The organism is Pusillimonas minor (assembly GCF_014237865.1).
In the GTDB taxonomy this organism is placed as follows: Bacteria; Pseudomonadota; Gammaproteobacteria; order Burkholderiales; family Burkholderiaceae_B; genus Neopusillimonas; species Neopusillimonas minor.
In genome coordinates, this window is record NZ_JACJUU010000004.1 from 204,492 (window position 1) to 218,333 (window position 13,842).

The 13,842-nt window shown below is 57.7% G+C and carries 13 protein-coding genes and 1 pseudogene; 5 read left to right on the top strand and 9 right to left on the bottom strand.

The features are described 5' to 3' along the window. Positions 1-92 precede the first annotated feature (92 nt). The 3 genes from grpE (at position 93) to dnaJ (ending at position 3,917) form a co-directional block, all read left to right on the top strand. Positions 93-656 carry a nucleotide exchange factor GrpE gene (gene grpE, locus GTU67_RS07695; RefSeq protein ID WP_185779507.1) on the top strand — a complete coding sequence of 188 codons (564 nt, stop codon included), beginning with the start codon at positions 93-95 and terminating at the stop codon, positions 654-656. 99 nt (positions 657-755) lie between these two features. Further along, positions 756-2,681, top strand: a complete 1,926-nt coding sequence (dnaK, locus tag GTU67_RS07700) for a molecular chaperone DnaK (protein ID WP_185779508.1) — start codon at positions 756-758, stop codon at positions 2,679-2,681. Between the two features lie 102 nt (positions 2,682-2,783). Further along, the gene (gene dnaJ / locus GTU67_RS07705) at positions 2,784-3,917 is read left to right on the top strand and encodes a molecular chaperone DnaJ (protein WP_093969219.1); all 1,134 of its coding nucleotides are present in this window, start codon (positions 2,784-2,786) and stop codon (positions 3,915-3,917) included. 150 nt (positions 3,918-4,067) lie between these two features. On the opposite strand, the gene GTU67_RS07710 is transcribed toward dnaJ, so the two are convergent. Genes GTU67_RS07710 through GTU67_RS07720 form a run of 3 tightly spaced genes read right to left on the bottom strand, consistent with a single transcriptional unit; the run spans position 4,068 to position 9,021 of the window. Continuing rightward, entirely contained in the window at positions 4,068-6,923 is a 2,856-nt protein-coding gene (locus tag GTU67_RS07710) for a M16 family metallopeptidase (protein ID WP_185779509.1), read from the bottom strand. Positions 6,924-6,943: 20 nt separating this feature from the next. Further along, positions 6,944-8,116 carry a vWA domain-containing protein gene (locus GTU67_RS07715; RefSeq protein WP_185779510.1) on the bottom strand — a complete coding sequence of 391 codons (1,173 nt, stop codon included), beginning with the start codon at positions 8,114-8,116 and terminating at the stop codon, positions 6,944-6,946. Positions 8,117-8,148: 32 nt separating this feature from the next. Continuing rightward, positions 8,149-9,021 (bottom strand): AAA family ATPase, encoded by an 873-nt coding sequence (locus GTU67_RS07720; protein WP_185779511.1) that lies wholly within the window; start codon positions 9,019-9,021, stop codon positions 8,149-8,151. 144 nt (positions 9,022-9,165) lie between these two features. Between GTU67_RS07720 and GTU67_RS07725 the strand changes: the two genes are divergently transcribed. After that, complete coding sequence (locus tag GTU67_RS07725) at positions 9,166-9,519, top strand: c-type cytochrome (RefSeq protein ID WP_093969216.1); 354 nt, start codon at positions 9,166-9,168, stop codon at positions 9,517-9,519. Between the two features lie 12 nt (positions 9,520-9,531). Next, on the top strand, positions 9,532-9,891 hold the full coding sequence (locus GTU67_RS07730; protein WP_185779512.1) for a c-type cytochrome: 360 nt from the start codon (positions 9,532-9,534) through the stop codon (positions 9,889-9,891). Positions 9,892-9,998: 107 nt separating this feature from the next. Here GTU67_RS07730 and GTU67_RS07735 read toward each other — a convergent pair whose 3' ends face one another. The 6 genes and pseudogenes from GTU67_RS07735 to GTU67_RS07755 form a co-directional block, all read right to left on the bottom strand. Beyond that, positions 9,999-10,436: a DUF1841 family protein gene (locus GTU67_RS07735; protein WP_093969214.1), complete on the bottom strand. Its 438-nt coding sequence runs from the start codon at positions 10,434-10,436 to the stop codon at positions 9,999-10,001. Positions 10,437-10,786: 350 nt separating this feature from the next. Beyond that, a complete protein-coding gene (locus GTU67_RS15695; RefSeq protein WP_430459002.1) occupies positions 10,787-10,891 on the bottom strand; it encodes an SRPBCC domain-containing protein in 105 nt (34 codons plus the stop codon). 23 nt (positions 10,892-10,914) lie between these two features. Beyond that, a pseudogene (locus tag GTU67_RS07740) lies at positions 10,915-11,238 on the bottom strand ((2Fe-2S)-binding protein); the annotation flags it as partial. A 31-nt stretch (positions 11,239-11,269) separates the two neighbouring features. Then, complete coding sequence (locus tag GTU67_RS07745) at positions 11,270-12,628, bottom strand: xanthine dehydrogenase family protein molybdopterin-binding subunit (RefSeq protein WP_185779573.1); 1,359 nt, start codon at positions 12,626-12,628, stop codon at positions 11,270-11,272. Between the two features lie 22 nt (positions 12,629-12,650). After that, complete coding sequence (locus tag GTU67_RS07750; RefSeq protein ID WP_185779514.1) at positions 12,651-12,974, bottom strand: MarR family winged helix-turn-helix transcriptional regulator; 324 nt, start codon at positions 12,972-12,974, stop codon at positions 12,651-12,653. A 101-nt stretch (positions 12,975-13,075) separates the two neighbouring features. Next, on the bottom strand, positions 13,076-13,798 hold the full coding sequence (locus GTU67_RS07755; RefSeq protein WP_185779515.1) for a hypothetical protein: 723 nt from the start codon (positions 13,796-13,798) through the stop codon (positions 13,076-13,078). Positions 13,799-13,842 lie beyond the last annotated feature (44 nt).

Consider the following 13,842-nt stretch of genomic DNA (forward strand, 5'->3'; position numbering starts at 1 on the left):
GCACTTCACTCATTGTTGTTCATGGTCTTGAAATGGGGGCGACTGCCCCCATTTGCACTGGATTGAATCACTTGAAGTGGAGAGCTTTAACTATGTCGACGAACCAGCAGCCCCTTGATCCCAAAGACGAAAATCAGGCAACGGACACTTCCGAGCAGCTCGAATCGAACGAGCCGCAAGGTGCCGAGGGCGCGGACCATGATCTGGCCGCTTTGCTCGAGGCCGCTCAGGCCCAGGTCGCCCAATACCACGATGAGCTTTTGCGCGCCAAAGCCGAGGTCGAAAATATTCGCCGTCGCGCACAGGATGACGTTGCCAAAGCACGCAAGTTTGGTACCGAGTCGTTTGCCGAGAGTCTGGTGCCGGTCAAAGACAGCCTTGAAGCCGCGCTAGCGTTGCCCGATCAAACGCCCGATGCCTGGCGTGCCGGTGTCGAGGCCACACTCAAGCAACTGGTGTCTGCATTCGAGCGCAATCTCATGAAAGATGTGGCGCCTGCGCCCGGCGACAAATTCGACCCCAACGTGCATCAGGCCATTTCCTCGATTCCGTCCGACTTCCCCGAAGGGAGCATTGTGCAAACCCTCCAGAAGGGGTACACCATTTCGGACCGTGTCTTGCGGCCTGCGCTGGTTACGGTGTCTTCCGGCAAGTAAAAAAATCGGGGCGCCGCCTTGAAAAGGTGTTATCAGGCCCCAATTACTCGACATCAAGCTGATTTTTACTAATTTCGAATTTTTTCAGGGCTATACATTATGGGCAAGATTATTGGCATCGACCTGGGTACCACCAACAGCTGCGTGGCAGTCATGGATGGCGGCAAGGTCAAAATCATCGAAAACGCTGAAGGCGCCCGTACCACGCCTTCTATCGTGGCCTACATGCAAGACGGCGAAATTCTGGTGGGTGCGCCCGCCAAGCGCCAGGCAGTCACGAACCCTGCCAACACGCTGTATGCGGTCAAGCGTCTTATTGGTCGCAAGTTCGAAGAAAAAGCCGTACAAAAAGACATCGATCTGATGCCTTACAAAATTGTCAAAGCCGACAACGGCGACGCATGGGTTGAGGCGCAAGGCAAAAAGCTGGCGCCTCCTCAGGTGTCGGCCGACGTGCTGCGCAAAATGAAGAAAACCGCCGAAGATTACCTTGGCGAAGAAGTGACCGAGGCTGTTATTACGGTGCCGGCTTACTTTAACGACAGCCAGCGCCAGGCGACCAAAGACGCCGGCCGTATTGCAGGTCTTGAAGTCAAGCGCATTATCAACGAGCCTACCGCCGCAGCACTGGCGTTTGGTATGGACAAAACCGAAAAGGGCGACCGCAAGATTGCGGTTTATGACCTGGGCGGCGGTACGTTCGACGTCTCCATCATCGAAATCGCCGACATCGACGGCGAGAAGCAGTTCGAAGTGCTGTCCACTAACGGTGACACTTTCCTGGGCGGTGAAGACTTCGACCAGCGCATCATCGACTACATCATCGACGAGTTCAAAAAAGAAAGCGGCGTTGATTTGTCCAAAGATGTGCTTGCGCTTCAGCGTCTTAAAGAGGCGGCCGAAAAGGCCAAAATCGAGCTCTCCTCGACCCAGCAGACCGAAATCAACCTGCCGTACATCACGGCAGATGCGTCCGGCCCCAAACACCTGGCGCTCAAAATCTCGCGTTCCAAACTCGAGGCTTTGGTCGAAGAACTGATCGAACGCACCATCGAGCCTTGCCGCATCGCCATTAAAGATGCCGGCGTCAAAGTGTCTGAAATCGATGACGTGATTTTGGTTGGCGGCATGACTCGCATGCCCAAGGTGCAGGAAAAGGTCAAAGAATTCTTCGGCCGCGATCCGCGCAAAGACGTCAACCCCGACGAAGCAGTTGCCGCCGGCGCCGCTATTCAGGGTTCGGTGTTGTCCGGTGATCGTAAAGACGTTCTGCTGCTCGACGTTACCCCGCTGTCACTGGGTATCGAAACCCTGGGCGGCGTGATGACCAAGATGATCAACAAGAACACGACGATTCCTACCCGGTTCTCGCAAGTGTTCTCGACCGCCGACGACAACCAGCCGGCTGTGACCATCAAGGTTTTCCAGGGCGAACGTGAAATTGCTGCCGGTAACAAGGCACTGGGCGAATTCAACCTCGAAGGCATTCCGCCCGCACCGCGTGGTGTGCCTCAGGTCGAGGTTACCTTCGACATCGACGCCAACGGTATTTTGCATGTGTCTGCCAAAGACAAGGGCACAGGCAAAGAGAACAAAATCACCATCAAGGCCAATTCTGGTCTGAGCGATGAAGAAGTCGAACGCATGGTGAAAGACGCCGAGGCGCATGCCGAAGAAGACCATCGTATTGCGGAGCTGGCCATTGCCCGCAACCAGGCCGAAAGCCTGATTCACTCGACACGCAAGTCGCTTGAGGAGTACGGCAGCCAGCTTGATGACGCCGAGAAGCAGGCTATTGAAACCGCCATTAAAGATCTCGAAGATGTCTTGAAAGACGGTGACAAGGAAGCCATCGACGCCAAAGTCGAGGCCTTGACGACGGCAGCTCAAAAACTGGGTGAGAAGATGTACGCCGACATGCAGGCCAAGGCCGCAGCTCAAGGTGGCGCCGAAGGGGCCACCGATAAGCCGGCTGACGACGATGTCGTCGACGCAGACTTCAAAGAAGTCAAGCGCGATCAATAAGGTCAACTCTTATTGATTAAGGCCCGGTTTCTGGTGTTTGCCGGAAATCGGGCATTCTTATTCATGTACAAGATACGCGTCGTGCGACGCACTTAGAAAATTATGGCAAAACGCGACTTTTACGAAGTTCTGGGCGTAGGCAAGAACGCGACTGATGACGAATTGAAAAAGGCTTATCGCAAACTTGCGATGAAGTACCACCCTGACCGTAACCCGGACAGCAAAGAAGCCGAGGAAAAGTTCAAAGAGGTCAAAGAAGCCTACGAAATCCTGAGTGACGAAGGGAAGCGATCCGCCTACGATCGCTTTGGCCATGCCGGTGTTGACCCGAATGCAGCCGGCGGCGGTGGCATGGGCGGCATGGGTGGCGCCGGCTTTGCCGATGCGTTCGGCGATATCTTTGGCGAAATTTTCGGTGGCGGCGGTGGTGGCCGTCGCGGCGGCCCGCAAGTATATCGGGGCGCCGACCTTAAATACACGCTCGATATCACGCTCGAACAGGCCGCCAACGGTTTTGATACTGAAATTCGGGTGCCTAGCTGGGAAAACTGCGAAACCTGCAAAGGCTCGGGTGCCAAGCCGGGTACCAAGCCGCAAACCTGCCACACCTGTGGCGGCAACGGGGCCGTGCGTATGCAGCAGGGCTTTTTCAGTGTCCAGCAAACCTGCCCTACGTGTCACGGCAGCGGCCAGGAAATCACAGACCCTTGCGTGGCTTGCGACGGCGTGGGTCGTATTCGCAAAAATAAGACCCTGCAGGTCAAGATCCCGGCGGGTATCGATGACGGCATGCGTATTCGTTCGGCCGGCAACGGTGAACCCGGCGTTAATGGCGGCCCACCCGGCGATCTTTACGTCGAAATCCACCTTAAGCCGCACGCTATATTCCAGCGCGATGGCGAAGACCTGCACTGCGAACTGACGCTGCCCTTTACCACAGCGGCATTGGGTGGCGAAATGGAAGTGCCCACGTTGTCGGGCAAAGGCTCAATTTCCATTCCCGAAGGCACGCAAACAGGTAAAACCTTCCGCTTGCGCGGCAAGGGAGTTAAAGGGGTCCGGTCCAGCTATCCGGGTGATTTGTATTGTCACATCGTGGTCGAAACGCCGGTTCGCCTGAACGAAGAGCAAAAGAAAATTTTGCGTCAGTTCGAAGCATCGTTGTCGCAGGGGGGCGAAAAACACTCGCCCAAAAGCGACTCGTGGAAAGACAGAGTGAAAAGCTTCTTTAGCTGAGGCCCCTGGAGGCCTGCTGCTTTAGCTTTAATGTGCGCATTGCATCGGGTCGTTAAAACGTTAAGGTAAACGGGCCTACAAGTCGGTAACATTACCGCGCGTATAGGCCCAAAAAATGCCCGGGAATACCGGGCATTTTTTATGCGCCAACTATGGTTTGTTCTTGTCGAAGTCGCCGGCCAGCGCCGTGCTGAACGCATCGGGCTGAAGGTATTTGCGCAGCGCCGCATTAACGTCTTCGGCCGTCATTTTTGACAGCAGTTCGTCGACCTGGGCCGACCAGGCAAAACTGCGCCCTTCTTGCATGTAATTGACCCACACCGCCGCCAGCACTTCGTCGTTGCTGCGGTTCAGGCGACGCAGGTTCATCAGGGCCTGCACGGCCTCTTTGACTTCTTCGTCAGAGAATCCCGACTTGAGTGCCTTGTTCAGTTCGTCGTTTAGCGCCGCACGGAAACGGTCGCGGTTTTCGGGGGCCAGAATGGCCGACATGGACCATTCGCCCGAAGGCTCGTAGGCCGACGCGTTGACGCCGGACCCCACACTGTAGGAGATCCCTTCAGTGACGCGAATGCGCTCCCAGAGCCGTGAGCGACTGGACCCGCCCAGTAGGTAATTGGCGACGTACAAGGCCTGAAATTCGGGGTTGTCGTCCCGCAATTCAAGCGGTAACGACGCCACGTAAACCGCATTGGCCTTGTCCGGTGTGCTGATCGTGAAAGACGCTGGTTTGACGTTACGCCACGGGTCGTCGAGGCGCGTGTACGCCGGTGCCTTTTTCCATTGCGAGAACCCTGTTTTCAGGGCTTCGCGTACAGCGTCTGCGTCGAATGAACCGACCGCCGAGAAACGCAATGTACCGGTACCGTAGAACTGCGCATGAAAACTCGCCAGTGCCTTTTGATTCAGGGCTTCGACACGTTGCAATGCCTCTTCAAAGGTTGGCGTGTAGCGCGGGTCTGTTTTGGGCCAGGGGTTGTCGTGACGCGCCAACGCGCGCGACGCCAATGCACCGGGCTCGGTCATGGCGCTGCGAATTGAGGTCAAGACCTGGGTTTTATAGGTTTCAAGTTCGTCGGCGGGGAAGACTGGCTCGCGCAGAATATGGGTGACCAATGCAATGACTTGTGGCAGGTTGTTGCCCGGCACAGAGATGTCGGCCACCACGACGCCATTGCCGCCGCCCAGGCCGACATCGGCCTGCAATTCGGTGAATTTGTCCTGGATGTCCTGGCGTGACAGGGTTTGAGTGCCATGCTCGAGCAACGACGCGGTGGCTGCGGCAATGGTGCTTTTGCCGGCCAAAGATTGCGCGTCACCAAACTGCATCAGCAGCTTGGCTTCAACCCGGTTTCCGCGTGTTGGTTTGGGCAGCAGGGCCAGGTCGATGTGTGTGCCGTCTGGTAATGCCAGGGGTTCGCGTTGGGTCTGGGCATCAATGTTTTCGGGTGTGGCATTGAAGGCGGCGGCATTGTCTTCAAGCGCGCGCCCGGTGTAGCCGGCCAGCATCTCTTCGATATTGACCGGCGTGGCGGCAGGGGCGCGTTTGGGTTGCGCGGTGGGCAGGTAAATGCCTTCGGTCCGGTTGTCTGGCAGCAGATAGGCGGTCGTAACGCGTTGTACTTGTTCAAGCGTTGTTTGTTCGACTTGGTCGCGCTGCCAGTAAAACAGGCGCCAGTCGCCCAAAGCGGCGGCTTCCGACAGCGCTGCGGTAAGGTGTGCCGGGTCGGCATAGATCTGATCCCATTGGGCGCGGGCCCGGGACTTGACGCGGTCGAGTTCTTGCTGGGTAAAGGGCGTATTGGCCACGCTGGCAATGGCGGCGTTCATGGCGCCTAGCGTTTTGTAAGGGTCGGCGCCAGATTCGAGCTGGGCGCCAAAAAGTGCGTAGCCCGGTTGCCGCATGGGGCGTGCAAAGCCAAAGCTTTGTGCCGCCAGTTTTTTATCGACCAGTGCTTTATACAAGCGCCCGGACGGTACATCGGCAATGATGGATACCCCGAGGTCGAGAGCGATGAAATCGGGGCTGGCCCCCTGAGGGATGTGATATTGGCTGACGACCAGCGGTGTACCGCCATTTCGTTTGACCACGACCTGGCGCTGGCCTTCTTGTACCGGCTCTACCGTGTATTCCGGGGGTAAGCGGCGTTCGGGCCTGGGGATGCCTTTAAAGGCCTCAGCAACCAAGGCCAGCGTCTGGGCAAGGTCGAACTTGCCGGAAATGATCAGGATGGCGTTGTCGGGCTGGTAATACTGCCGGTAAAACGCACGGAGCTGCTCGATATCGACGTTTTCGACGTCTGATCGCGCGCCAATGGTGTCATTGGCATAGCTGTGCCACTGGTAGGCGGCCGCCTGCGTTTTTTGCATCAGGGTTTCGAAAGGGTTGTTTTCCCCGGCTTCCATTTCGTTGCGCACCACGGTCATTTCGGCATCCAGGTCGCTGCGCGCAATGGTGGCATTGACCATGACGTCGGCTTGCCAGCGTACATACCAGTCAAGCAGGGCAGGGTCGGCGGCAAACGACGCGTAGTAATTGGTGCGGTCGCTTGAGGTGGTGCCGTTCGCCCTAAGCCCGCGCTTTGAAAATTCGGCCAGTGCATTGGGCATCGATGGCGTGCCGCGAAACAGCATGTGCTCAAGCAAATGCGCCATGCCGGTTTCGCCGTAGTTTTCGTGTCGCGAACCCACAAGGTATGTCATGTTGACGGTGACCGAAGCCTTGGCGTCGTCGGGTGTCAGCAGCACTTTAAGACCATTGGGCAAGGTGTATGCGTGTGTGCCTTCGATAGCGGGGCCGGCGATGACGCCACCGGGGAGTGCGACAGACGCACCGGGTTTGGTCACGGTGGCTTCGGCCGGGCTTTGCGCCGGGGTGGTTTGGGCGTGGGCCAGTTGCAGGCTTGTCAGTGCGGCTATGGCCAGCGCCAGGCCGCCAAGGCCTTGACGCAGCGTGCGCACTGTCGCGGGTATCAGTCGATCGTTAAACAGCTTTAAACCAGGCATCGGGACTCCGGGGGGCGGGGTTACTTGGAAAGGTGTCGCATGGCTTGCTCTAGCCCGCTGACCGTGACGCTGTACATGTGGTCGTGCATCAGGTTTTTGACAATGGCAATAGATTGCCGGTAGGGCCAGTACCCTTCGGGTTCGGGGTTCAGCCAGACCGATTTGGGCCAGTTGTCGAGCAAGCGTTGCAACCAGGCGGCGCCCGTTTCTTTGTTGTGATGCTCAACCGAACCACCCGGGTGCAGCAGCTCGTAAGGGCTCATGGTGGCATCGCCCACCAGAATCAGGCGCCAGTCTTCGTTGTACTTGCGTATGACATCCCAGGTATCGAAACGTTCAGCATGACGACGGCTGTTGGTCTTCCAGAGGTGCTCGTAAGGGCAGTTGTGGAAGTAGTAGACGTCGAGATGGTGGAATTCGCTGCGGGCCGCAGAAAACAATTCTTCGACCCGTTGTATATGGTCGTCCATGCTGCCGCCGACGTCGAGCAACATGAGCACCTTGACCGCATTGTGTCGCTCGGGAACCATGCGCAGGTCGAGAAAGCCGGCGTTTCTGGCGGTGTGGCTGATGGTGTCGTCCAGATCGAGCTCAAGTTCGGCGCCTTCGCGTGCAAAGCGCCGTAGTCGCCGCAGTGCCATTTTGAAATTGCGTGTGCCCAGCTCCTGGCTGTCGTCGTAATCTCGAAATTCGCGTTTTTCCCAGACTTTTACGGCAGTACGGTTGCCGGCTGAAGGACCGCCCACACGGATGCCTTCAGGGTGATAGCCGCCATGGCCAAAAGCCGACGTGCCGCCGGTGCCGATCCATTTGTTGCCGCCGGCATGACGTTCTTTTTGCTCTTCCAGTCGTTGCTTGAAAAGCGCCATGAGCTTGTCCCAGCCGTGTTTTTCAATGGCTGCCTTTTCTTCGGGCGACAGGTGTTTCTGGAATTCTTTGATGAGCCAGTCGAGGGGGATGTCTTTGTCGGCGGGCAGACGGGCCTCGATTTGCCGGTAAAACGCGCCGAACGCCTGGTCGAAACGGTCGAACAGGGTCTCGTCTTTGACCAGGGTCATGCGCGACAAATGGTAGAAGTCGTCGAGCGTGGGGGGCATGACCCCGCTTTTAAGCGCGCCCAGCAGCGTTAAGTATTCGTTGACCGACACCGGAAGACGATGACTGCGCAAATGGTAGAAGAAATCCAGCAACATGACGTGAGATTACCAAACAAGGTTGCCGGGGCTTAACGACGGGTACTGGCACGCGTGATGGCGGCCAGACGTTGCAAAAGCGTAAGGTCTTGCTCGTTTTTAAGCAGGGCGCCGGCCATGACGGGCAAGTCCTGGTCGGGGCGACGGATATCGTCGGCGCTCATGTTCTCGTTCATGAGCAGGCGCAGCCAGTCGAGGAACTCGGATGTGGACGGTTTCTTTTTAAGGCCGGGTGCGTCGCGCAGGGCAAAGAACGTGTCGAGTGCTGCCGCCAGTACGTCTTGCCTGACGTTGGGGTAGTGCACATTGACGATGTCTTGCAGGGTGTCGCGCTCGGGGAAGCTGATGTAGTGAAAGAAACAGCGGCGCAAAAAGGCGTCGGGTAGGTCTTTTTCGTTGTTGGACGTAATGATGATTAATGGACGGTGACGGGCTTTGATGGTTTCCCGGGTTTCGTACACATGGAAAGTCATTTGGTCGAGTTCACGCAGCAGGTCGTTGGGGAACTCGATGTCGGCCTTGTCGATTTCGTCAATCAGCACCACCGTGGGTACGTCGGACTCGAAAGCCTGCCAAAGCACGCCCTTGACAATGTAGTTGGCAATGTCGCGCACCTTTTCGTCGCCCAGTTGCGAGTCGCGCAGACGCGAGACTGCGTCGTACTCGTATAGGCCCTGGTGCGCCTTGGTGGTTGACTTGATGTGCCATTGCAGCAGCGGGCGACCCAGCGCTGCAGCGACTTCTTCTGCGAGCATTGTTTTTCCGGTGCCGGGTTCGCCCTTGATAAGCAGGGGGCGTTGCAGGGCAATGGCGGCATTGACGGCAAGTTTCAGGTCGTCGGTGGCCACATAGCGGTCGGTGCCGGTAAAGCGTTGTTCAGACGAAGCGGGTGCTGCAGAAGTCATGTTGTCGGTCCGTATTAAAATAGCGTCTTGCAGTGAAAATTTGGGTAAATAGCGATCTTCACGACAATTATCGTACAATCCCAACGTTTCGTCGGTCACCTGTGCGGTGAGCGGCCTTTTATTTACCGCCAAACAAGAGCTACTATGAAGTTGCGAACAAATTTCAAGCGCACGCTGTCTGCGCTAGCCGTTACGGCATCCTGTGCGTTCGTGGGTCAGGCCCATGCGGCCGATTCGGCCACCGTTGGCGATGCCAAAGCCGCCGTAAATAAAGTGTCCATGTGCATTGGCTGTCACGGTATCGAAGGCTACAAAGCCAGTTTCCCCGAGGTCTACCACGTACCCAAAATTGCAGGCCAAAATGCCGAATACATTGTGGCTGCCCTGAAAGAGTACGCCAGCGGCGCGCGCAGCTTCCCCACCATGGAAGCCATCGCCAAGAGCCTGTCTGAAAAAGACATGGCCGACCTGGCTGCTTACTACGCTAATTTGAAATAATCGGGGGCGACCATGAAGAAACTGACTCTTGCCCTGCTGGGTTCCGTTATGTTTGCGGCCGGTGCGGCCCAGGCTGCTGATCTGGCCGCCGGCCAGGCTGCGTACCAGAAATTTAACTGCGCCAGCTGCCACGGCGCCGATGCCAAAACGCCCATTATGCCGGCTTACCCCATTTTGGCCGGCCAGCATGCCGACTACCTCGAGCACGCTTTAAAAGCCTACAAGCGTGGCCAGGCCGGTGCGCCCGCAACGGCAAATATCCGTAAAAACGCCATCATGGGCGGTATGGCCATGCCTTTGTCTAACGAAGACATTAAAAACATGGCCGCCTGGATGGCCAGCCTGCCATCGCCTTTGGCCATTCGCAAGTAATCGCGTTTCCGCCGTCCTGTTCAAGGACGATGGTTCAGCATTAAAAAGATCAGGCCCGGGTTATACCCGGGCCTGATCTTTTGTGTCGGTGTCGTCTTGCGCCAGTTTTATCGGCCGTGGCGTGTGCTGCGTTGCCTGATCAGTTCCAGATAGGTGTCGTTGCTGAATGGCTTGCCCAGCCGTTGGGCTTCCCACACCACTTCGCCCAAACACTCCATAATTTCGTGAGCGGCTTCGTGCGCTCCAATGCGCTGTGCCAGGCCGTCGTGGGCCGCCCGAATGCCGGGGGGCTGGTCAACAGAGAGCTGTTCGGAAATAGCCAGATGCATCGACAGGTGCAGGTACGGGTTGGTTTGGCCGCCTTCCACCGTATATTCGGCTTCAAGCGCATCCGGGCGGTTCAGTTCGTCGTGATATTCGGGGTGCTGCACAATCCACTCAACGGCCATCGATTCAATCGGTGTCAGTACGTTGTTTTGAGTGTGTTTATGCCAGGCGCCGCAAAAAAATTGCCTGACCTGTTCGCGGGATGGGTTGAAAAGCATGGGCGTCGAGCCTTTTGGGGGCGTTGCTACGGTTGGGGTGTTGAAACGTGGGGATGACCCTTCAGATTTTACGTCAACGCCCGCGTCCGGGGGGGAGCAGGCCGTCGGCTCGATAATAGATTGAGTGCAGACGAGGTATCACCAGTCGATCGGCAAGCCGTGGCGTTAGGGACTAAGACGATGAGCCAAACGCCGAACGCATGAGTGACATCAGCGATGCTTTTGATGCCTTGGCGTTGGCGTCGGCCGACGCTGCCCCGGATTCAGGCGCAGTCGCCGCGCTTGCAGCCGCGCTGATGAACGACATTTTGACGTGAATGTTCACCAGATATTCGGTGTCGCTGATGACGTCAATCGATTCCAGGTACACAAGCGCCCATCACGTTGGGGTCCAGCAGCAGCGTCCAGACCTTGTCTCTGGGCGCCGCAATCGTCATTTTCTTTTCAATTTCCATTTGGCTTTCCGGTGGTTGATTCGTTACTTGGTTGCCAGCTTGTGTGCCGCGGCTTGCACCGATTCGACAATGCTGACGTAGCCCGTGCAGCGACACAAATTGCCGTTCAAGCCCTTGCGAATTTCGGCTTCAGACGGGTTGGGGTTTTGGTCGAGCATGGCTGTGGTTGTCATGATGAAGCCGGGGGTGCAATAGCCGCATCGCATGCCGCCACAGTTCAGGAAGGCTTCCTGCACCGGGTGTAATTCGCCTTCGCACGACAGGCCCTCAATGGTGGTGACCGACTTCCCGTTGGCCTGTACCGCCAGCGACAGGCAGGACTTGATGACTTCGCCGTTAACGACAACATCAATGGTGTGTTTGCTCATGAGCGTGTCCTTATTGCGATGTCAGGCCGAAGAGGTCGAGCAGGGCGTGGCGGATGATGACGCGCGCCATGTCTGCGCGGTATTCGGCCGACCCGCGCGAGTCCGAGATCGGGGTGATGTTTTGAACGGCAACGTCGGCCGCTTCGGCCGCCAGGGCTGGTGTTATGGTCTGGCCGCCCACGCGGAACAGATGCAATCGTACCGCGTCGGGCAGCGACACCGCACGGGATGTGTCTGTCTTGACGCGGATCATGCCGTCGTGGATTTCAAGGGTGTCCGGCGCCGATGCAAGTTTTTCGACGGCAACCTCGAAGAGTTGCTCGCGCGCCTTGATGGCCGCCAGTCGCACGGCGTTGCCGGCAATAATGGTCACGCGTGATGCCACCGTACCAATACCAAACGGTGTCGAGTCGGTGTCGGGTTGCGGCACGGTAACGTGGCTGATGGGGATGTTCAGCTCGTGGGCGCAAATTTGACTGAGCACCGTGGCAGCGCCCTGGCCCATGTCGCATTCGGGGGTTATCAGGGTCACCCGGCCGTCTTCGTTCATTTTGACGATGGCGGTCGAGCCGTCCCAGTTGCCCAGCTGGCGGTTGGCGCTGACATGAATGCCGGCGCCAACGCCTGTCCCGCGTTTAATCGGGCTCTTGTTCTTTGGTGCCTTGCGTTTTTCGGCCCAGCCTATGCCCTGGGTGGCCTGCGTCAGACAGTCGGACAGGCCACAACTGCCCATATGCCAACCATGTACGCTGGTTTCACCGGTTTTGATGGCGTTACGCAATTGCACTTCAAGAGGGTCCATCCCGACCATTTCGGCCAGCATGGCCAGGTGGCTGTTCAGCGGGAAAGCCATTTGCTGACCGCCAAAGCCCCGGAACGCACCGCTGGGAATTTTGTTGGTGTAAACCAGCTTGCCGCGTGCGCGCACGTTTTCAAGGCGGTGCATGTTGTCGCTACGCATGGAAGTGACATGAATGACGTGCCCGGCCAAGCCGGTGTATGCCCCGTTGTCGCCAATAATCATCGAGTCTTTTGCGACGATCAGCCCGTCTTTTGAAAGGCCCATGCGTAGCCAGACCGTGGCCGGGATGCTTGAGGGGGCAGCCAGGAAGTCTTCCAGGCGGTTATTGGCCAGACGCACAGGCTTGCCCGATTTGATGGCGAGTAATGCTGCGATAGGCGTATTTGCATCTTCGACGGCTTTGCCGCCAAAGGCGCCGCCTGTCATGGTTTGAATAAAACGGATCTGCGAATGGGGGACGTCGAGCGCCTCGGCCAGCCGCGACGCGGCCGGTTTCGGGGCTGCAGCGCGCCGGCGTCCGCGGGCTTTTCCGAAAAACTGGGCGGGCGGGCGATACGCGAACGGCAGCCCGCGGGCGCCCGCGGGCTTTTCAGTCGGCCGATGCGCTGCCTGGCGGAACGCGCAGCAGACCGGCGTCGGCGGCCTTTCTGAGCTTCATCAGGGCGGTGTACAAGGCAACGCGCTCGGGTTCGTCCAGCTGCGCCAGGACATTGGCCTGGTATTTTTGCGCAACAGGCATGATTTGCTCGTACAGGTCGGTACCGGCTTCAGAGGCAACACACACCAGTTTTTTGCGATTGCCACCGGGCTCGGGTTGGACGGAGCAAAACCCGCGCTGCTCAAGAATGCGCAAGGTACGGCTGACCAGTGCTTTGTCGGAGCTTGGCAGCCGAACCAGTTCACCAAAGGGCAAGGGGGAAAACCGTACAAAATCAAACAGGCCTGAAGTGTAATGGCTTGCCTATACGGCGGCAAATAATTCAACGGCGGCCAGGCGCCTGGCTGGCGTGTCGCTTAACGTACAGGCAAAAAGTTGAAGAACAACAGCCCTTGTACGTAGTTGATGCCTACCCGGCGCAGGTTTTCGTCCAGCAGGTTGGCAATCAGGTCCAGGCGGCCCACCAACTGGCCAAACTCACGCTCGAAACTCAGGTTGCTGGTTTCGGGCGTGATTTCGTTGGCCAGCAGCAGGGGTTGCCCCAGGCTGTTTCTGCGTGTCGATAGCATCCACGCGGCAATTTCAACATTGCGTGCAGCGTTGTACACCTTTTGCGCCTCGAGGGCGTCAGTCACGTAAAAGCGCGTTTTGCCGTTGTGGGCGCGCACAATGGTGTCGGCCAGCCCGAATACAAAGGCGGCGACGCGGTCGCCCGTGTAGCTCGGATCGAGCGATACCGACAAAATCTGAATATCGGCCAGGCCGCGCAAAGGCGCCGGCGCCTGCCCCGATTCGATGGCTGCCTGCCCCCGTTTAATCGCTGTTTCAATGTCGCCCGCGCCTGACTTGCGCCATTCGGCCGGATTGCGTCTGTACAGTTTCTCGAGCAGCCTGTTCAGGCTGTCAAGGTTGTCGCGCATGGCGACGGTAACGGTGCGGTTGAAATCGGTTTGCGCCATTTGATCAACCGACATGTCTTCGGTGCGTGGCGTGTTCGGGCCGGAAGGGCCGGGCAGCGTGCAGCCGGAAAGCACCAGCGCTGCTGTAAATACCAGGGTACCGGTGAAAAGTCGATTCATTCGGGGGGGCCTTTGTTTTTACCGCTTGCACTGTAGCAGAAAAA